This is a genomic window from Sphingomonas metalli, assembly GCF_014641735.1.
Classification (GTDB): Bacteria; Pseudomonadota; Alphaproteobacteria; order Sphingomonadales; family Sphingomonadaceae; genus Sphingomonas; species Sphingomonas metalli.
The window spans coordinates 1-19,707 of sequence record NZ_BMIH01000002.1 but is presented as its reverse complement, the minus strand read 5'-3'; the positions used below and the strand labels follow the sequence as shown (position 1 = coordinate 19,707).

Sequence of the window (19,707 nt, the reverse complement as noted above, 5' to 3'; positions counted from 1 at the left end):
CGGATCGGGCGCAGCATCCCGGGCTTTAGAGGAGTCGGAGAGGATGCTTGCCCTGATCGCGGCACTCGCGGCCGCTGCATCGCCCGTTGCCGCGACGGCTTCGCCGCCGGCGCTCGCGCCATCAGCCTTGGGAGGAATGGCGGGACCGGCGGAAGCTTCGGCGGCCGGACCTTCGGACGAATGGCTGCTGGAACAGGCAGAGACGCGGATGACCGTGCCGGTCTCGATCGGCGACAGGGGCGCGTGGCCCTTCGTGATCGACACCGGTGCCGAGCGGACGGTGGTGTCGCACGAACTCGCCGCCTCGCTGGCGCTGGCGCCCGGTCGCACGCTGCGCGTCACGACCATGGCGGGGACGGCGCCGACGCCCACCGCGCTGGTGCCGATGCTGCGGGTGAGCAAGCTGACGCCCTCGAACATCGAGGCGCCCCTTTACGCGCGCCGCAATCTCGGCGCCTCCGGCCTGCTCGGGCTCGACGCGCTGCAGGGTCACAAGGTGGAGATCGACTTCGCCGACGACCGTATGACGCTGATCCCGTCGACGAAGCGGAGCCGGGTCATGGCGCAGGGCCGCGACGAGATCGTGGTCGTGGCGCGCTCGCTCTTCGGCCAGTTGATCGTCACCGACGCACGCTGGCGCGGGCGACGCATATCGGTGGTGATCGACACCGGGTCCGCGGTGACGATCGCCAACAGCGCGTTCCTGAAGCTGATCCGGAGCGGCGGCACCCGCGCCGCCGAGCCGCTGGGGAACTGGAACCTCATTGCCGCCACCGGCGAGGCGGTGCCGGTCGCCGGCTATCGCCTCGACAATCTGGAGATCGGGCGCATGGCGCTCAGCGATCTGCCCGTCGCGGTCGCCGACGTCGCGCCGTTCGCCCGTTTCGGACTGGTGAAGCGCCCGGCCCTGATGCTCGGCATGGACACGTTGCGCTCGTTCAAGGAGGTGGAGATCGATTTTCCCAATCGCGCGATCCGCTTCACCGTGCCCGGCCCGACGCGGATGGCCCGGCTCGACTGATCGACAGGGCAGGCGTGTTGCCTCGCCCGATCCCGCCGCCTACCCCGTGCGGACGACGAGAAGGGGAGAGGCATGGGATTTCGGACGGCAGTGGCAGTGGCATCGCTGATCGGCATGGCGATCCCCGCCGCGGCGCAGGATCGCCCCGATCAGAAGGCCTTTCTCGAGATCTACCGGGAACTCGTCGAGACCGATACGAGCCTGTCCGCGGGCAGCTGCACCCGGGCCGCGACGCAGGTCGCCGCCCGACTGAAGGCAGCGGGGTTCGCCGACGCGGATCTCACGCTGTTCTCGGTGCCGGAACATCCCAAGGATGGCGGCCTCGTCGCGATACTGTCCGGGCGCGACCGCAAGGCGAAGGCGATCCTGCTTCTCGGCCATCTCGACGTGGTCGAGGCGAGCGCCGCGGACTGGGGACGTGACCCGTTCAGCCTGACGGAACAGAACGGCTATTATGTCGGCCGGGGCGCGATCGACGACAAGGCGCAGGCAGCGATCTGGGTCGATACGCTGATCCGCCTGAAACGCGCGGGCACCGCGCCGCGGCGAACGATCCGCATGGCGCTGACCTGTGGCGAGGAGACGACCTTCGCCTGGAACGGTGCGCAATGGCTCGCAGCTCACAGGCCCGATCTGATCGCCGCAGAGTTCGCGCTCAATGAGGGCGGCGGCGGCCGCCTCGACGATGCCGGCAACCGCCAGATGCTGGCCATGCAGGTGGGCGAAAAGGCGGCCCAGAACTACACGATGGTCGCGATAGATCCCGGCGGCCACAGTTCGCAGCCGGGCCCTGGCAATGCGATCTATCGCCTCGCCGACGCGCTGAAGGCCGTCCAAGCCTATCGCTTTCCGATCCGCTTCACGGACACGACCCGCGCCTATTTCGCCGCTGCCGCCGCGCTCAGTCCGGAACCGATGAAGAGCGCACTGCCGCGTCTCGTCGCGGACCCGGCCGATATGGCCGCCGCGGACATCGTGTCGCGGGACGCCGCCTTCAACGCGACGCTGCGTACGACCTGCGTGGCGACGCTGGTCCGGGCCGGCCATGCCGAGAACGCCCTGCCGCAGCGCGCGGCGGCGAACGTCAACTGCCGAATTTTTCCCGGAGAGACCGTGGAGGGCACGCTTGCGCGCCTGAAGGAGATCGTCGGCAGCGACGTGACGGTGATCGCGAACCAGCCGATCCGGCCCGTCGCGGTGCCGCCGCCGCTGACCCCGGCGATCATGGAGCCCTCCAGACGCCTCGCCGCGCGACATTTTCCCGGCGTGCCGGTCGTCCCCTTCATGTCGACCGCGGCGAGCGACGCGGTGTTCATCGGCGGCGTGGGCATTCCGGTCTATGGCGTGCCCGGCCTGTTCATCGATCGCGACGGCGGCGGTGCGCACGGGCTCAACGAGCGTATCCGTATCCGCTCGCTCTACGAGGGACGCGACTATCTCTACGATCTGGTCAGGGCTTACGCGGGCTAGCCGCCGGCCCGGTCGCCGCGGCGAGTGCGCTCAGTTCGCCGCCGCAGCGCTGGCTCTCCTTGACCACATCGGCCTTTTCCGTCTGCGCCCGGTTGGCGGCAGTGTTGAGCGTATCGACCAGATTGATCCCCGGGCGCCGGCCGCGCAGCTTGCCGAGATAATAGGCGGTGCCGGTCTTGACCGCTTCCAGCCTGGCCGCCGGCTGGTTCGGCTGCTTGGCGATGAAGCCGAGGATGACGACGCAACGCGCGTCGGCGGCTTCCGGGGTGAGGGCGGGAGCGGCGGCCGTCTGGGCGAGCGCGGCGGCGATCAGGATCGGCAGGGGCATGGAATGTCATCCTCGTAGCGGTCGACGCACCGTTGGCAGGAAACGTCCGATCGGCAAACCCGATTCCGGCGGCTTGCACCGGACGCGGCTTCGCGGCATGGCGCCGCCATGGTTCCCCTTTCGTTCGGCGGGCATGATTTCAGGGCCTTGGCAGAGGGCGCGCTCTACTGGCCGGCGCGCTCGGCGCTGCTCGTCGCCGACCTGCATCTGGAGAAGGCGAGCTGGTACGCCGCGCGGGGGCAGTTGCTGCCACCCTATGATTCGGAAGCGACCCTCAGCGCGCTCGCCACGCTGGTCGCGCGGACCGGCGCAACGGAAATATGGTGTCTTGGCGACAGCTTCCACGATGTGGGGGGCTGCGATCGCTTGAGCCCGGATGCCCAGATCCTGCTGCGCGGCCTGACGGGCGCAACGCGCTGGACCTGGATCACCGGCAATCACGACCCCGCCATCCTCGACCGTTGCGGCGGTGAGGTGGCGGAGGAGGCGTTGGTCGACGGCCTGGTCCTGAGGCACGAAGCCGATCCGAGCGAGCTGCAGCCGGAGCTGTCGGGGCACTTCCACCCGAAGCTGCGGCTGAAGCTGCGCGGTCGTTCCGTGGCGCGGCGATGCTTCGTCGGCAGCGCGCGCAAGGTGATCCTGCCGGCCTTCGGCGCCTTGACCGGCGGCCTCGATGCCGATCATCCCGCGATCATCCGGGCGATCGGCGGGACGGGGCAGGCGTGGATCCCGGTCGAGGATCGCCTGCTGCGCTTTCCGCTCGCCGCCTGACGGGTTCCCGATCGGGCGAAGACTCCAGCGGTACCGGAGATCGATCGACCGTCTAACTAGCGAGGGACGAGGTGCGCGACGGCGCCGGCGTCAGATCCGCAGCTCGAGCTGATCGCCGCGCAGGGTCACCGATTCGAAGCGGCTGAGCGCCGACTGGCCGAGCAGCGAATGCGGCGGGCCATCGCCCGCGGTGACGACGGCGTCGGTGTTGGGCACGCTATGGCCGCCGATCTTGAGGTTGCGGATGCTGGCCCAGCGCATCGCACGCCGCCCTCCGGCCGTCCGCAGGGCGACCCTGGCAGTCTGCGCGGGGGCGTCGATTCCGGCGGCGCGCGCATCGGCCTTGGTCAGCACCACCACGTTGGCGCCCGTATCGACCACGAAGCGGACCGGGGCGTCGTTGACATGGGCGGTCACGTAGAACAGGCCATCCGATGCGCGCTTCAGGGTCAGCCGGCCATGGGGCAGGGCGATCCGCGCTTCCGCCCCCGGCACCGCCTGGCTCGCGGCGGGACGCGCGAACGATGTGCCGGCGCCCGGATGGGTCATGCCGGTAATGCCGAGCGCGGCTATGGCGACCGGCAGCGACTTCATGGTCAGCGACGAGATCATGGACGCGGAATCTGCCGCTCGAAGGTAAACAAACCTGTCATTCGCAGCGGTTTACGCGGCATTAACGCGCTGCTGCAGAATACGCCGGCGCAGCCTTTCGCGGCGCAGGTGCAGCAGTCCGGCCGCGAGCAGGCAGATCAGGCCGACGATCGCCAGCTGCCCGGCGGCGACGCGATAGGGCCAGCGCAATCCGGCCGTGGACGCGTAGAGCGTGTAATAGGGCTGGGCCAGGTCGTAGCCGGCATAGCGGAACAGCTTTTCGAGCTCGCCGGGCAGGCCGTGGCGCCGCAGGACGCCCTGTCGCAGCCCGTCCGGCCGCAAGGTCGCGGCGTCCTCGTTCGGGCCGATCTCGACGAAGAAGCGGATCGCCTCGCGTCCCGAGCCCGGTCCGATCAGGGGTGCAAAGCGGATCGTCCGGCGGGCGACGAGCAGCTCCTGGTTGAGCCCGGCGGTCCGGTCGCGGACGACCGTGCCGACGAGGATGGTCGGCCCGGTGCGTGGCGGGTTGGCCGCAGCCGGCGTGCCGAGAACGATCCGCTCGGGAACGCCCTGATCATCGGGTAGTGAGACCATCGCGATCAGCACCACGAGGCAGGCGGCGAAACAGCCCGCGCCGACGCCGATGATCGTGCGGATGAACGCCAGCCCCGGAAGCAGCGCGGGCGCGACCGCCGGCTCGCTCTGCGCGGTGCGGCCGCGCAACAGCCACAGGACCGGCGACGCGATCAGCGCGGCGAGCAGGATATAGGTCAGCGAGGGATAATAGCGGCCGAAGGTGTTGAACTGCCACTCCGCCGCCAGCGCGATCAGGCCGCGATAGGTCAGCGTCTGCCAGAGCAGGAAAAGCGCCACGACCACGCCCCAGCCGCCGATCAGGCCCCGGATCCGCTTGCGCCGACGCGCGCGGTCCTCGGGCGACCGGTCCACCTGTGCCGTTCCGGTGCGATCGGCGGGCATGTTGCTGTCCGCCATCAGTCACCTGCTCCCGGCGCAGGCGCACGACGCGCTGCCTTGGTCATGATGATGTGTCTCCCTGTTGGACACAGGATGGCAGCGCACCAAAGTCCGTGCAACGCCTATTGGCCGGGGCCTGTCCCATGATGAGTCGCGCCGCGCCGCCGCCGTTCCACTTGGCGCCGTTGCCAAATCAGGGGGTTGCCGATATGGCGGCCGGGTTGGAGAAGGTGTCTCAAGCCGAGCGATGGGGGACGAGCTGGCTTGCCCTCGATGCTGAAAGCCCAGCGGGCGGGAAACCGGGCGCGCGGGTGGTGGCGGCAATTTCCGGCGACCGGGGCGGTCTGTGCCTTTGCGGCCCCTTAACCTTTGCGATCTAGGCGTGCGGCCACCATGGACCTGAGCGTTTCATCCCATCGAGCCTCGCCGCAGCCGGACTGGCCCGCGGCAGAGGGTGCTGTCACGGTCGAAGCCGCAACAGCCGCTCATGCCGGATCGCCCGTCGCCCGCAAAGGTGGCAGCGGCGGGCACAATCCCTGGGTGAACGGCATCCAGGCTGTCTGGAACGCCTTCCGCCGCGCGCCGATCTTCTGGGTCGGCGTGGTGATGCTTGCCGCGCCGACGCTGATCGACCTGGCGTCGCGCGGGTGGGGCACCGACCAGGCGGCGCATGCGCCGATCGTCTTCGCCACGGCCATCTGGCTGTTTGCGCTGAGCGCCCGCGACGCGATCGCCGCGATGAAGGCGCCCAAGGCGTGGCATGCGGTGCTCGCGCTCGCCCCGGGCTTGCTCCTCTACGTCGCGGCGCGGATCACCGGACTGCTCGAGGTGCGCGGCCTTGCCGCCTATATCTCGCTGATCGCCGTTCTCTACGCGATCGGTGGCAAGCGGGTGCTGGGCGTACTCTGGTTTCCGATCCTCTATTCGATCTTCCTGATCCCGATTCCGGACACCTTCGTCGACATCGCCACCCAGCCGGTGAAGCTTGCCATCAGCAAGTCGGTGGTGGGGCTGCTCGCCGCAGTCGGCTATCCGGTCGCGACTTCGGGCGTGAGCATCTATATCGGCCAGTTCGAGCTGCTGATCGCGGCCGCCTGCGCCGGCCTCAACTCGTTGATCAGCCTGACGGCGATCGGCAGTTTCTATGTCTACCTGCGCCACAACGCGAGCTGGCGGTACACGCTGCTGCTGGTCGCGCTGATCTTCCCGATCGCGGTCTTCGCCAACTTCCTGCGCGTCATGATCCTGGTCCTCCTGACCTATCATGCCGGCGAGGCGGTGGCGCAGGGCTTCCTGCACGAAGCGGCCGGGCTCTTCATGTTCGTCGCCTCGGTGCTGACGATCTTCGCGGTCGACAAGCTGTTCACCGCGGTCGGCCGCCGCATGGGCTGGATGAAGGCATGAGCACGATCGTGACCAAGGGCGCGGTGCCTGTTTCGGATCGCGATCACGATGCGCCCGATCCGCTGTCGCGGCGCAAGCTGCTGATCGGCCTGGCGCTGGCCGGTACGGTCGCCCTGTCGGAGCTCTACGTTCCGCGGCGGAGCGTCGACCGGCAGACCGACAAGAGCTTCGACAAGCTATTCCCGGAGCGGCTCGGCCCCTGGGCCTATGAGTCCGCCTCGGGCCTGATCCTGCCGCCGGAGGACCAGCTTTCGCGCACGCTGTACGAACAGCTGCTGACCCGCGTCTATGACGGCACCGGGGTCGAGCCCGTCATGCTGGTCGTCGCCTATAGCAGCGTCCAGGAAGGGCGCCTTCAGGTCCACCGGCCCGAAGTCTGTTATCCGGCCTCTGGATTCACGATCCTGGAGAATGTCGCGGCCAGCGTGCCGATCGCTCCGGGCTTTGCGATCCCGTGCCGCTTCCTCACCGCCGATCGCGGCGCGCGGCGCGAATATATCATCTACTGGACGCGGGTGGGCGATGCGCTGCCGATCCGCTGGTTCGACCAGCGCCTGGAAATGGCGAAGGCGAATCTGCGCGGCCTGATTCCGGATGGACTGTTGGCCAGGGCCTCGGTGATCGGCGACGATCGAAACGCGGCGCTCGCGACGCTGACGCGGTTCGTCCAGGCGCTGGTCGCGGATTCGGGGAAGGCGGGCCGCAAGCTGCTGATCGGCCCGCACTGATCCGCTAGCGTGGGGGAAGGGGGCTCAAGTCCGTGCGAACGGCTTGAGGAAGTGGAGGGTGTAGGCGATGATGCCGACGAAGACGAGCACGGCGAAAATGTCGTATCCGTTGTTGCCGAGATAGTTGGTGACGGCGCAGCCGCCGGCGGGAACGATGTAGTGAAGCATCGAATCCTGCTTTTCCTCCGGTCCGACCGACCGCTGCAGGAGAAGCACGACCAACCCGGCAAAGAACGCCACCGTAATCCAATCGTAGATAGTCTGCATCACCTATTCCCTTTAGTGGCGGCGTATGGCGTAGTCGGTGAAACGCAAAAAGCGGATCGCCCCGCGCCCCCGGTTAATCGACGTTCTCGAGGAGTGAAAGACTGATATGCGATCGAAAGCCTTAACAATCCTGATGCTGACCTCGGCCATCGCGGTCGCGGGGTGCAAGCGCGAGGCGACCGGTCAGGTCGTCGCCGTCGTGAACGGCGAGGAAGTTTCGCTGTCCGAGCTGAACGGCGAGCTGAAGAACGCGCCCGCCGGCGGCGACAAGGACGTGATCCGCGCTGCGGCCCTGCAGAACCTCATCAACCGCAAGCTGCTGGTGCAGCAGGCGCGCGATCGCGGCATCGACAAGGATCCCGACTTCCTCCAGCGCGAGCGCCGGACGGACGATCAGCTGATGATCGAGATGCTCGGCCAGCAGGTCACGAAGAACATCCCGGTGCCGACGCCGACCGACACGGATCGCTTCATCCAGCAGAATCCGCAGATGTTCGCGCAGCGCGCGGTATACAATCTCGACCAGATCGTCTTCGCGATGCCGTCGGATCGCAACAAGCTGAAGGCGCTGGAGGCGGATCACAGCCTCGACGCGGTCGCCAAGCGCCTCTCGGCGATGAACATCCAGTTCCAGCGCCAGCAGTCGAAGCTCGACACTCTGGCCACCCCGCCCGATCTGCTGAAGCAGGTCACCGCGCTGCCCGCCGGCGAACCCTTCGTGATCGCGACCGGCGGCAACGTCGTCGTCAGCGTGCTCAACGGCAAGTCGGACGCGCCGATCGACGGCGAGAATGCCCGCAAGGTCGCCGCCGAGATGATCCGCCGCAACGCGGTCACCGACATCGCGCAGAAGCAGCTGAAGCAGGCGCGCGACGCGGCGAAGATCGACTATCAGCCGGGCTTCGAGCCGAAGGGCGACGCCGCGGCAGCCGCCAAGGCGAAGAGCTGATCGCGGGGCGGCACACGCGCCGATGGTGAGGGGAACCTCCCACCGGCGCGTGTGCCGTCATCTCATCCTGTCGCCTCGGCGCAGGGCGGAGCCTCGTCCGGTTCCCCTCACGTCTGCGGCCTTCGGTTCGCTCGAGCGGGACGGATCGTCTTTCCGGCAGGGCCTGTACTCCGCCGACGATGTCATTCGATCCGTTCTGGACCAATTTCGGCCCGAACCGGCATCGCTTTCCCGGCATCACGCGTCTGCATCAGCCTCCCGCCGATGGCGGCGTGCGATGGCGAATATCCGCGGCCCCGTGACCAGATAGCGCTTCCACAAGCGGCGCGGGTCAGACAGGAGGCGGAACGCCCATTCGACGTGGAGCTTCTGCACGATTCGCGGTGCGCGCCGGCTTTCGCCTACCACGAACTCGATCGACGCGCCGATGCACAGGCCGATGCCGCCCGCGTCCCCGCGCGCGACGATGCGGGCGGCGAGCAGCTCCTGCTGGGGCGACCCGACCGCCAGAAAGACGAACCGGGCCCGCGCTTCCGCAACGAACGCCGCCGCCGCCTCGATCGCGGCCGGATTGCGGCGCATGCCCATGGGCGGGCAATGCTGGACGATGGCAAGCGCCGGGTACCGCGCGGACAGGGCGCGGCAGGTCTCGGGCGTGCCGCCGATCACCGCGATCCGGTCGCCGGGGCGGCAGGCGCGATCGAGCACCATCGGCGTCATGTCGCTGCCCGGCACGACCGGCAGCCCGATGCCCTGTCGACGAGCGAGCACCGCCAATATGCGACTGTCGCAGCTGCACCACTCCGCTGCCCGATACGCCGCCCACACCGCATCCCCGTCAGGCGCGTCCTCGGTATGCAGGCGCACGACGTGATCGACATTGGGCGTCACCCAATAGGCGAAGGGGGCTGTCGGATCGCGCTCGGCGAGCACCGCCAGCATCGCGTCCGGCTCCAGCGGATCGAAGTCGAGGCCGAGAAAGGAAATCCGACCGTCACTCATTGCGCGTTCCCCGCAGCGGCGGTCGCGGCCGTCCCGTCGTCGCCATCGTCGCCCGCATCGCCATAGACGTCGCGCAGATCGCGGGCGCTCTCCAGCTCGTCATCCGGTATCCTGGGGGCCGGTCCGTCACCGCCCCGCAGCCGCGCCAGGACCGCCGTCGCGCGCTGCACGCAGGCCGCATCGCCGGTGCTGCGGCACAGTGCCTGCCGCATCGTCCATCCGGCCGGAACGTCCCGATTTTCGATGGTGTAGCGTCGGACATAGCTCAGCGCATCGCCGCTCCGGCCGCGGGCGACCAGCAGCATGACCAGCTGGCGGAGCGCCAACGGATTGGCCTTGTCGCCGTTATTGCCGTCGAACAGCGTCTTGTCGGCCAGGATCCGGTCTCCGCGCGCGTTGAGCACGCGGGCGAGAAATGCATAGCCGGTGGCGAACTGCTGGTTCTGGCTGACCACCAGCCGCGCGTCGCGCAGCGCGGCATCAAGGTTTCTGCCTGCCAGCTCCACCTGGGAGCGCGCCATCAAGGCATAGGGTTCGCCCGAATCGATCGCGAGCACCGCGTCGGCGCGGCGGCTGGCGTCCTGCATCTGGCCGCCTGCGGCAGCGATGAAGGCGCGCAGGCCTTCCTGGTCGGTGCGGTCCTCGCCATTGCCGGCGGGCAGACGCGCGACCAGTGCGGCGGCGGCACGATAGTCGCCGCGGGCTATCGCATATTCGGCGAGCGCGGTGACGAGATCGACCTGTGGAGAGACGAGTCCGGATGCGGCAGCGACGATGGCAGCGGGCGCGACGTCCGCGCGCGCCAGCGTCAAAACCGTTTCGGCCCGCATCGCATCGCCGGGCTTCACGGTGTGCGCGGTGTTGAGCGCGTCCAGGGCGGCGGCGATTCCGCCGACGGTTGCCTGCCGCTGCGCGAGCGTCTGCATCACCTTGGGGTCGCGCGGCCGATCCGCCGCGTCGCGCTGGGCGATCGCGAGAAGTCCCTTCCCGTCGGCCTGGTCGCCATAGATCTTGGCGAGCAGCGCGCGCAGCTCGTCGCCACCGCCCCGCTGCTTGAAGATCGGTTCGACCAGGGCCGCGGCTTCCTGCAATCGTCCGCGCCGCTCCTCCAGCCGACCGAGCAGGACCAGGCCGCGCTCATTGTCGGGCGCCACCTTCAGCAGCTGGCGTACGGTATCGGACGCCGCCTGGAAGCGCCCCATCTCGAACGCGACGCTGGCGGTCACGAGCAGGCCGGTAGGGTCCTGCGGCGCCAGCGCCAGGATCTGTTCGCCATAGTCGCGGGCATCGTCGAAGCGCTTGGAGGCGAGCGACAGCTGCGCCATCGCGTCCAGCGCCTCCCGGTTCGTGCGATCCTGATCGAGCGCGTTGCGATAGGAGGCATAGGCGCCCGAATAGTCGCCCAGCGCGATCTGGTTGCGCGCGCGCATCATCCACAGGTCCGGCAGATCGTCGCGCGCCTGCACGGCGATGTCGAACTGCTGCTGCGCGGCGGCATATTGGCCGGCCGCCGCCAGCTGCTGCCCCTGCGCCATCGCGGCGGCGGCGCGTTCGGCGGCGGACTTGCAGCCCCCGAGCAGCGACGCGCCCGCCAGCAGGATCGCGAGCAGGGTCGTTCGACCGTGAAGATGGACCTTCGCCGTCACGCATTCGCCTTTGATCGTTGGACCCGAGACAGGGCGGCAGGCCCTGATCGCTTATGGCTTTTTCAAGGTTCTGGGGCTAAGGCAACCCCGATCCATTACACGCCCGAGGGGTTTTCCGACGATGATGAAGGTTCTGGTGCGGGTTCTGGCAGTTGCCGGCATGACCGCGGCATCGGCGTTGCCCGCGGCCGCTCAGACCGGAACGACCGCGCGATCGGCGCCGTCGGCGGCGCGAACGGCTCCGTCGCCCGCGCGCACATCGCAGTTCGCGGCCTATCGCATCAATCCGGGCGACGAGATCGAAGTCTATGTCTGGGGCGAGGAGCGGTTGCAGCGCACGATCCGCGTCCTGCCGGACGGCACCTTCAGCTTCCCGCTCGTCGGACGGGTCGATGCCGCCGGCAAGCTGCCGGCCGAGCTGGAGGCGACCATCTCGCGCGGGCTGGCCAGCCAATTCCGGGACCAGGTACCGCAGGTGACTGTCTCGATCCGGACGCCGAGCGGCTATCAGATCTCTGTGATCGGCAAGGTCCGCTCTCCCGGTTCGCTCACCCCGGGCCGCTACATCAACGTGCTCGACGCGATCTTCCTCGCCGGCGGCCCGACCGACTTCGCCAATACCAACGACGTCGTCATCATGCGCAAGCAGCCCGGTGGCGCAATGACCCCGATCCGCGTTCGCCTGACCGACTGGATCCGCGGCAATGTCGGCAAGGGCGATCTCAGCAGCCTGCCGGAGATGCAGAGCGGCGACACGGTGGTGGTCCCCTGATGTCGCGGTGTGTCATGCTGGTCGCGCCGCTGCTCGGCAGCGCGGCATCGCTGGTGCTGGCGGGCGGCGCGTCGGCCCAGGTGGAGACGGTTCCGTCGCTGACGGTCACGGCCGGCGGCGCCTATTCGAGCAGCCCGTTCCTCCAGCCCGATTCGAACGGCAACAGCCGGAGCAGCGGCGCCGCATCGACCCAGCTCGACGTGCGTCCGTCCGTGAACTTCTCCCAGGGTACGGACTCGGCGACGGTTTCGGCCAACTACAATCGCGCGGACTATTTCTCGCGGTACGGCAGCAACAGCGGTTATGGCGTCAGCGCGTCCGGGCGGACGGAGCCGAACGCGCGCACCTCGCTGGGGGTCAGCGTCGCCTTCGACAGCCAGATCCTGGGTGGCGGTGCCGGCTTCATCACGCCGCTGACGCCGCCGGCGGCGCTGCCCGGCACCATCTCGGGCTCGCCGAGCGTGATCGGCGGCGTCACGCAGGGCGCAAGCCCGGTCGTCGACGGCAACGCGCCGGCCTTCACGCCCGTCACGGTCACGCCGGTCAACCTGATCGGCGTCGACGGCGATGTCGGCCTGATCGGCTTGCGCCAGCGGCGCAACCTTCTGTCCGCCGAAGCCAATGGCAGCTACCGGACGGATCCGCGGTCGACATGGAACGGCGGACTCAACATTTCCCGGTCGAGCTATCCGGGCGTTGCCAGCACCTCGCCCTTCGTCAACAACTTCAACAGCTATGGCGGCAGCCTCGGCTATTCGCGCGCGCTGACGGAGATCTCGACCGTCGGCTTCCAGGTCGCGGCGAGCTATGTCGACTATGACAACGGCTTTGCGTCGCAGATCTATACGCCGCGTGCGACCTACTCGACTTCGCTGTCGGAACGCCTGAATCTCAGCCTTGCGGCGGGCGCGGCCATTTCGCGCCAGACCGGAACGCAGGCGGGAGTCACCCAGGACGGGCGCAGGCGGGTGACCGTTTCGGTCAACGGATCGCTATGCCGTACCGGTGAGCGGTCGAACGGCTGCGTCACGGTATCGCGCACCCCGACCGTCACCGGTTTCGGCGGCGTGCGGACCCAGACCGATATCGGCGCGAGCTTCTCCTATCGCTTCAACCCGGATCTCAGCGGCGCGCTGTCCGCCAATTACAGCCGGGTCGGCGCCGTGCAGGGCGAGGTGCTCTTCCCGGTGCCCGCGCAGGACATCATCTTCACCGATGCGTCGCTGCAACGTCGGCTCGGTCGCCGCCTCTCGGCGGTCGGCTCGGTCAGCTATCGCCGCGGCGGGGGCGGCATCGTCGGCAACAACATCAATGACGTCACGGGCCGTCTCGGCTTGTCGTTCTCGATAGGCAGGTTCCAATGAGCGACGGTTACGGCGGAGAGCTCGAGAATGAACAGGGCGGCGGCGGCGGCCTGATCGCCTATCTTCCGTCGATCATCTGGCAGCGTCGCTGGTGGATCATCCTGCCGCTGATCGCCGGCACCGCGGTCGGCGCGGCGGCCGCGTTCCTGCTGCCGGCCAGCTACCGTTCCAGCGCTCTCATGCTGGTCGAATCGCCCCAGCTTTCCGCGGATCTGGTCGGCGGCGACCAGGGCGCGCAGCAGGGCAGTCCGATCGACCGGCGTATCGCCAAGATCCGCCAGCAGATCCTCAGCCGACCCGACCTCATCGAGCTGATCGAGGGCAACAACCTCTATCCGGACGAGCGCCAGCGCCAGCCCCTGTCGGCGGTGCTCGACAAGATGCGCGCCTCGACCAGCATCGCGCCGGTGTCGGCCGATATCGGCGGCGGCGGGCCCGGATCGAACACCATCGCCTTCTCTCTCAGCTTCGAATATCCCGAGGCGCAGAAGGCGCAGCTGGTCGCGCAGGACTTCGTCGAGCGCCTCGTCAAGCTCGACGCCACGCAGACCGCGGAGCAGGCGACCGGCACCGTCGAGTTCCTGGAAGAGCAGGCGAACAACCTGACCGGCCAGATCAACGCGATCGAGCGCCAGATCGAATCGATCAAGCTGGCCAACGGCATGACCCTTTCGAACAGCAGCGGCATGCTGCTGATGACCGGCGGCGGCAACTACCAGGCGCAGATCGCCTCGCTCCAGCGCGAGAATTCGCAGCTTCAGCAGCAGCTGCAACTGCAGGCGACCGCGACCGACCGCGATCAGGGCGTGATCGCGGCAGAGGCGGCGCTGGCCTCCGCGCGGGCGGTATATTCGGACAGCCATCCCGACGTGCTGTCCGCGCAGAAGCGCCTGGACCTGGCGAAGAAGTTCGCCCAGCAGAACAAGACCCGGTTCGACACCAATCCCATGATCCGCTCGCAGATCGCGTCGAACAACGCGGCGATCGCGAATCTGGAAGCTGCCTCGAACCGCGAGACGGCGCGTGCCAGTGCGGTCGCGGCCGCCCAGGCGCGGGGGCCGGCGGTCCAGGAGCAGATCTCGCAGCTGGAGGCGAAGGCCGATGGCCTGCGCACCAACTTCCAGAAGATCCAGAGCAACCTTCTTGCCGCGCGCGGCAGTGCGCGAATCAGCGAGCAGCAGCGCGGCGAACGTCTGACGGTGATCGATCCGCCGGTCGCGCCCGACCGGCCCAGCTCGCCGAACCGGCCGATGCTCCTCGCCAGCGGCATCGCGGGCGGCGGCGGCTTCGGCGTGGCGATGGTGCTGCTGCTCGAGCTGATCGCGCGTCCGATCCGTGGCGTCGCGCCGCTTCAGGCGCTGACCGGCGAACCTCCGCTCGTGATCGTTCCCAAATTGTCGAAGACGGGCAAGCGTGCCTCTGGCGGCCGGGGGCGGCTGTTCGGACGCAAGTCCTCCGACGAGGCGATCGAGGAAGAGCTGGACGAGCCGGCAGAGCGCAGTCCGCGTCGACGCCGCTTCCGCCTGCCATTCGGCCGTCGTCGCGACGCATCCGCTGCCACGCTGGGCTAGCATAGGACATCACTGCGCATGAATTATCAGCAGCCTGGCCGCGGCGCGGGGATCATCATCCCGACGACGCCGCGACACCATATCCCCCAAGAGGCGCTCGGCGACGCGATCGTCGGCTTCCGCAGCCGCGACGAGCGCTCGCGATCGTTCAACCTGCTGCGCACGCAGATCGTGCGCATGGTCGGAACGGGCGTCCGGGTCATCGGTATCACCTCGGCCACCCCGCGCGTCGGCAAGACCTTCGTCGCGTGCAATCTCGCCGCCTCCATGGCCCGCCTGCCGGAGTTGCAGACGGTCCTGTTCGATCTCGACCTGCGCCGCGGCTCGGTCGCCGAGCGCTTCAACATGCCGGTCGAGGTCGGCATGACGGAATTTCTGGGCGGTCAGATCACCGATCTGTCGCAGATCGCCTGGGGGATCGAGGGCCAGTCGCTTACGGTCTTCCCGGCTGCCGTCCGCCGCGTATTGTCGTCCGAGCTCCTCGCGAGCAGCCGGTTCCAGGACCTGATCGCCGGCATGCGCGCGATGCCCGGGCAATCGGTCGTGCTGCTCGACCTGCCGCCGGTCTTCGCCAATGACGATGCGATGATCGTCGGCGAACTGATCGACGGCTATATCATGGTCGTCGAGGACGGCGTCACCACCGCCAAGCAGGTGCGCGATTCGATGCGGCTGCTCAAGTCCGTCCGCTGCCTCGGCACCGTCCTGAACAATTACGTCAAGGGCTTCTCCGGCGGCGACTATGGCTATGGCTATGGCAAGGGCAGCGGCTACGCGGACTATTACAATTGAGCACCGCGACCGGTCATGAGGCGGCGCGTGGTGCGCGCAAGGTCTATTGCGTCATGGGTGCGCGCTCGCTGCGCTATGCGAAGGCGTGCATCGCCAGCCTGCTCGCCCATTCGGACGAACCGCTCGATCTCGCGCTGCTGACCGACGCTGCCGCCGATGCCGAGGCGTTGCAGGCGGCGATCGGTCCGCTCGTCGAGGGAACGGTGCACCGGCTTGCCGTGCACGACCAGGCCGATGCCGACCGGCGGGCCGAGACGGTCTTCGCCGACTATCCGGCGATCCGCACCTTCCGCGGCGGCCATCCCTGCTGGCGCAAGATCACCGATCCGGTGCTGTATGCGGCCGACGGCGAAGAGGTCGTGATCATCGACCCCGACGTCTATTTCCCGAACCGCTTCCGCTTCGAACCGACGCCGGCCACCGGCCTGTTGCTGATGTGGCAGCGGCCCAACTGCCTGCTCCCGGAGCCGCTGGTACGCGAAGCCTATGACCGGCACGTGCCGATGGCCGATCACACCGATATCGGCGTCTGCCAGTTCCGCGCGCCGCTGCCCTATGCGGTGCTGGAGGAATTGCTCGAAACGCTCGATACCGCCCCCCATGCCCATTCGATGCACGTCGAGTCGATCGTCTGGGCCGCGCTCGCCGAGCGGATGGGCGGGGGCTATCTCGATCCGACCGCCTGGCACTGTTTCGGCAATTCGGTCGCCGGCCGCATGGCGCGCCGCTTCGGCCTGCGGGACGGCGTCGCGACGCTGCGCGGGCTCGGCCTCGGCAACGTCAAGGCGCTGCATGCCGGCGGCATCGCCAAGGATTGGCTGGTCGATGCCGAGAAGGCCGGGCTCTTCGCCGAGACACGCAACCTGACCGATCCGACGCCGGTCCGGCCCTTTGTCGGCTATCCCCAGACCAAGTTCGACCGCAAGATGCGCAATCGCCGCATCGCCCGGCAACTCGGTCTCTACGCGGTGCTGGGCGGCGGCTGATGACCGGGGCCGCGGCGACGGCTGCGTCGGCGGAGGAGGGGGCGCCGCGACGCATCCTGCTCGTCGCGCCGAATATCTCGCGCCGAATGGGCGGGGAGGGGCTGAAGGCCCTGCAGATTCACTTGGAACTGCGCGCCCTCGGCCATGACGTCCGCCAGGTCGCCCATGCCCGTGTCCGCGAGGAGATGGCCGTCGCCTATCCGGATCTGGCGATCGACTATGTCGAGGATGGCCCGGCACAGATCTGGTTCCACCGGCTCAAGCTGAAGCCGCTGCTGGCGCTCTTGAACGCCTGGCAGCTGCACGCGCTAGCCCGCAGCGTGGCGCGCGACTTCCGACCCTGGGTGGTGCATTTCACCTCGCCGATCTCGCCCGTGCTGCCCTATTTCCACATGCCGGAGCAGCGGGTCGTGATCGGACCGCTCAACGGCAACGTCGCCCATCCGCCTGCTTTCAAGATGCGCGAGCCGCGTGGAAAGCGGCTCGGTCGCCTGATCCTCGCGCCGATGCAGGCGGTGCTCGGCCGGCTGTTCCGCGGCAAGCGCGACGCGCTGCTGCTGATTTCGGGCGGGGAACGCACGATGCAGGCGCTCGAACTGGGCGGCTGCGCGCGCGCGCAGATGGTCGAGACACTCGACTGCGGCATCCCCGACGCGCTGGTCGACCACGCCCGGTTCGTCCAGCAAGGCGTCAATCATCGCTTCGTTCAGCTTGGCAGATTGACCGGCTACAAGGCCTGTGATCTGTCGATCCGCGCGGTGGCGCAGGCCGATCCGGCGACCACGCTCGACATCATCGGAGACGGGGAAGAGCGCGATGCGCTCGAGGCGCTGGCTGCGCGCCTCGGCCTTGCCGACCGGGTGCGCTTCGTCGGTTGGGTTCCGGCCGGGCCCAATCTCTATGCGCGGCTCTCTCAGTATCGCGCGCTCGTCCTGCCTTCATTGGCCGAAGCGAACGGCATCGCCTTTCAGGAGGCGATGGTGCTGGGCCTGCCGATCGTCTGCGTCGACTGGGCCGGGCCCCAGCAGCTTCTCGGACCCGGCGAGGCGATCATGTTGCCGCCCGACGGCGAAGCGCAGGTCGTGGCGGGCATCGCCGCGGCCATGGACCGGCTTGCCCGCGATCCGGCCTATGCCGAAAGTCTGTCCCGGGCGGCGCATGCGCGCGCCGCGGCGCTGGGCTTTCGCTGGCGTGACCTCCTCGCCCGCTGGCTGCCGCTTTATCGGCGCGCCGCGGCGGGCGGCATATCCTCCTGACGTCGGGAATCGGTACAGCTTATGGCGCTCACTCTCACCCGTCCGTCCTGGGCCATGATCCGTCGCGCCGTCTTCGGCGATACGAGCCTCATCGTCTGGCAGATGGTCTTCCAGAACCTGCTGCGCATCGTCAGCTCGATGGTGCTGACGCGCCTGCTCAGCGCCGACGACTTTGCCGTAGTTGGCGTCATCACCTCGGTCCTCGTCACCGTCGCGCTCGTGTCCGATATCGGTGTCGGCGCCTTCATCGTCCGTGACGAGCGCACCGTCGAGCGCCGGTTTCGCGACGAGGTCTGGACGCTACGGCTCGCCCGCGGAATCATCCTGTCGGTCCTGACCGCCGTCTTTGCCGGTCCGCTCGCCAACTTCATGGAGAAGCCGGCTCTGGCTCCGGTCATCGCCGTAGCGGGCCTGACCTCGCTGATCGACGGGCTGGGGTCGCTGGCGCCGATCGTGGCGCTGCGCAGTCGCAAGGTGCGAAAGCTGATCGGGATCGATGTCGGCGCACAGATCCTGGGTCTCGCCATCTCGATCGGCCTAGCGGCGGTGATCGGCTCCTATTGGGCGATCATCCTGTCGAATCTCATATCGCAGGCGCTCGGCGTGGTCTTCAGCTATGTGCTGTACGACGATTCCTCGCAGCGCTGGCGCCTATCGATGCAGCGGTCCGCGGAGCTGTGGCGCTTTTCGCGGTTCATCACCGGCTCGACCATCCTCACGCTCGCCATCACGCAGGGCGACAAGCTGATCCTGTCGCGGCTGCTGCCACTCGATGTGTTGGGCCTCTACGTCATCGCCGGAGGGCTCGCGATGGCGCCGATGGCGCTCGTGTCGGGCTATGCAGGCCGCATCCTCTATCCGCTGCTGGCCGAGGTGCGCCGGGAGGCCCCCGAGACGCTGGCGTGGCGCTTCTATCACGACCGGATGGTCCCGACGCTGCTCTACGCCTTCGCGGCCGGCGGGCTGATCGGCTTCGGACCGTCCCTGATCGTCCTGCTCTACGATCCCCGTTACACCGGCGCCGGCGCCTATCTCCAGATCATGGCGATCGCGCCTTTCTTCATGATGGGAAACTATGCCGCCAACGAGGTGATGATCGCGCTTGGCCACCCGCGCTTCACCTTCACGGTCAACGTCGTGCGCCTAATATACCTGCTAGTCGCGGGATGGCTCGGCTGGACCTTTCTGGGCGTGATCGGGATCGTCTGGGCAGTCGGTACCGTTGAGGTCGTGGCGCAACTCTATGGCTGGATCGCACTGCGCCGGCAGGCCATCCTTGATCTGCGGTACGAGATGCTGTTCCTGCTCGTCGGCGGGGCGGGTTTGTCGGTCGGAGCGGCGGCGGACTTCGTAATCAGGCATGTGCTGAAGATCGCCTGATGTTTGCGTCGAAGGGGGGTGGCTTATGGGCGGACGGCAACGCGGTCTTCTGATATGGGCCGGCACGCCGCTCATCCTGGCGCTGCTGGCATCCTGCGGCAAAGCGCCCGAGCCCCACAGCCCTTCGGTCGCGTCTCCCGGATACCGGCTGGGGATCAATGTGGCCAGCATGGCCTATTATTCTGGCGAGCCGACGTTGGCGAATCTGGCGACGGGGGACAATTGGCGGAATGCGGCCAATTGGGACGGCACGTATGATGCGGGCGGGTATCCGAAGCTGGCGGCGGGCGACCGGGTGTGGCGTGTTCTGACGCCGCCTTCATCGGTGATGTCGGGCCAGGGGACGACGATCGTGTGTACCTGGGAGGGTACGGCGGACGTTCAGGTCGGCGGCGAGCGGGGACCGGGCAAGGCGCTGGACCATGGCTATGAGT

At 68.2% G+C, this 19,707-nt stretch carries 20 protein-coding genes; 14 read left to right on the top strand and 6 right to left on the bottom strand.

What is annotated here, in order from left to right:
• Positions 1–43 precede the first annotated feature (43 nt).
• Positions 44–1,021, top strand: a complete 978-nt coding sequence (locus tag IEX18_RS06240; RefSeq protein WP_188657901.1) for an aspartyl protease family protein — start codon at positions 44–46, stop codon at positions 1,019–1,021.
• 72 nt (positions 1,022–1,093) lie between these two features.
• On the top strand, positions 1,094–2,491 hold the full coding sequence (locus IEX18_RS06235; RefSeq protein WP_188657900.1) for a M20/M25/M40 family metallo-hydrolase: 1,398 nt from the start codon (positions 1,094–1,096) through the stop codon (positions 2,489–2,491).
• Here the strand turns inward: IEX18_RS06235 and IEX18_RS06230 are convergent.
• A complete protein-coding gene (locus IEX18_RS06230) occupies positions 2,472–2,819 on the bottom strand; it encodes a hypothetical protein (RefSeq protein WP_188657899.1) in 348 nt (115 codons plus the stop codon). The genes IEX18_RS06235 and IEX18_RS06230 overlap by 20 nt on opposite strands.
• Before the next feature lie 108 nt (positions 2,820–2,927).
• Here IEX18_RS06230 and pdeM point away from each other — a divergent pair, with 108 nt between their 5' ends.
• Positions 2,928–3,590: a ligase-associated DNA damage response endonuclease PdeM gene (gene pdeM / locus IEX18_RS06225; RefSeq protein ID WP_188657898.1), complete on the top strand. Its 663-nt coding sequence runs from the start codon at positions 2,928–2,930 to the stop codon at positions 3,588–3,590.
• A 90-nt stretch (positions 3,591–3,680) separates the two neighbouring features.
• On the opposite strand, the gene IEX18_RS06220 is transcribed toward pdeM, so the two are convergent.
• Positions 3,681–4,202, bottom strand: coding sequence for a retropepsin-like aspartic protease family protein (locus IEX18_RS06220; protein WP_188657897.1), 522 nt, complete (start codon positions 4,200–4,202; stop codon positions 3,681–3,683).
• A gap of 51 nt (positions 4,203–4,253) precedes the next feature.
• Entirely contained in the window at positions 4,254–5,174 is a 921-nt protein-coding gene (locus IEX18_RS06215; protein WP_188657896.1) for a hypothetical protein, read from the bottom strand.
• A gap of 522 nt (positions 5,175–5,696) precedes the next feature.
• Here IEX18_RS06215 and xrtV point away from each other — a divergent pair.
• Together xrtV and epsI are read left to right on the top strand one after the other, a co-directional pair.
• Entirely contained in the window at positions 5,697–6,560 is an 864-nt protein-coding gene (gene xrtV / locus IEX18_RS06210) for an exosortase V (protein ID WP_188657895.1), read from the top strand.
• Positions 6,557–7,288, top strand: coding sequence for an exosortase-associated protein EpsI, V-type (epsI, locus tag IEX18_RS06205; protein ID WP_188657894.1), 732 nt, complete (start codon positions 6,557–6,559; stop codon positions 7,286–7,288). Before xrtV ends, epsI begins: the two co-directional genes overlap by 4 nt.
• A gap of 24 nt (positions 7,289–7,312) precedes the next feature.
• On the opposite strand, the gene IEX18_RS06200 is transcribed toward epsI, so the two are convergent.
• Positions 7,313–7,555, bottom strand: a complete 243-nt coding sequence (locus tag IEX18_RS06200) for an XrtV sorting system accessory protein (RefSeq protein ID WP_188658606.1) — start codon at positions 7,553–7,555, stop codon at positions 7,313–7,315.
• A gap of 133 nt (positions 7,556–7,688) precedes the next feature.
• Between IEX18_RS06200 and IEX18_RS06195 the strand changes: the two genes are divergently transcribed.
• Positions 7,689–8,504 (top strand): EpsD family peptidyl-prolyl cis-trans isomerase, encoded by an 816-nt coding sequence (locus tag IEX18_RS06195; RefSeq protein ID WP_188657893.1) that lies wholly within the window; start codon positions 7,689–7,691, stop codon positions 8,502–8,504.
• Positions 8,505–8,741: 237 nt separating this feature from the next.
• On the opposite strand, the gene IEX18_RS06190 is transcribed toward IEX18_RS06195, so the two are convergent.
• Positions 8,742–9,506, bottom strand: a complete 765-nt coding sequence (locus IEX18_RS06190; RefSeq protein ID WP_188657892.1) for a WecB/TagA/CpsF family glycosyltransferase — start codon at positions 9,504–9,506, stop codon at positions 8,742–8,744.
• Positions 9,503–11,152, bottom strand: coding sequence for a tetratricopeptide repeat protein (locus IEX18_RS06185; RefSeq protein WP_188657891.1), 1,650 nt, complete (start codon positions 11,150–11,152; stop codon positions 9,503–9,505). The genes IEX18_RS06190 and IEX18_RS06185 overlap by 4 nt, the downstream gene beginning before the upstream one ends.
• Before the next feature lie 121 nt (positions 11,153–11,273).
• Here IEX18_RS06185 and IEX18_RS06180 point away from each other — a divergent pair, with 121 nt between their 5' ends.
• From IEX18_RS06180 to IEX18_RS06145, 8 genes are all read left to right on the top strand, one after another.
• Entirely contained in the window at positions 11,274–11,924 is a 651-nt protein-coding gene (locus tag IEX18_RS06180; RefSeq protein ID WP_229664409.1) for a polysaccharide biosynthesis/export family protein, read from the top strand.
• Positions 11,924–13,288 (top strand): porin family protein, encoded by a 1,365-nt coding sequence (locus IEX18_RS06175; protein WP_188657890.1) that lies wholly within the window; start codon positions 11,924–11,926, stop codon positions 13,286–13,288. Before IEX18_RS06180 ends, IEX18_RS06175 begins: the two co-directional genes overlap by 1 nt.
• On the top strand, positions 13,285–14,859 hold the full coding sequence (locus tag IEX18_RS06170; RefSeq protein WP_188657889.1) for a GumC family protein: 1,575 nt from the start codon (positions 13,285–13,287) through the stop codon (positions 14,857–14,859). Before IEX18_RS06175 ends, IEX18_RS06170 begins: the two co-directional genes overlap by 4 nt.
• Positions 14,860–14,877: 18 nt before the next feature.
• Positions 14,878–15,651: a CpsD/CapB family tyrosine-protein kinase gene (locus tag IEX18_RS06165; protein WP_188657888.1), complete on the top strand. Its 774-nt coding sequence runs from the start codon at positions 14,878–14,880 to the stop codon at positions 15,649–15,651.
• Positions 15,648–16,637 (top strand): hypothetical protein, encoded by a 990-nt coding sequence (locus IEX18_RS06160; protein WP_188657887.1) that lies wholly within the window; start codon positions 15,648–15,650, stop codon positions 16,635–16,637. Before IEX18_RS06165 ends, IEX18_RS06160 begins: the two co-directional genes overlap by 4 nt.
• Positions 16,637–17,893, top strand: coding sequence for a glycosyltransferase family 4 protein (locus IEX18_RS06155; protein ID WP_188657886.1), 1,257 nt, complete (start codon positions 16,637–16,639; stop codon positions 17,891–17,893). Before IEX18_RS06160 ends, IEX18_RS06155 begins: the two co-directional genes overlap by 1 nt.
• 54 nt (positions 17,894–17,947) lie before the next feature.
• Entirely contained in the window at positions 17,948–19,273 is a 1,326-nt protein-coding gene (locus IEX18_RS06150; protein WP_188657885.1) for an oligosaccharide flippase family protein, read from the top strand.
• A gap of 169 nt (positions 19,274–19,442) precedes the next feature.
• On the top strand, positions 19,443–19,707 hold a 265-nt coding region (locus IEX18_RS06145), incomplete at its 3' end, for a hypothetical protein (protein WP_188657884.1).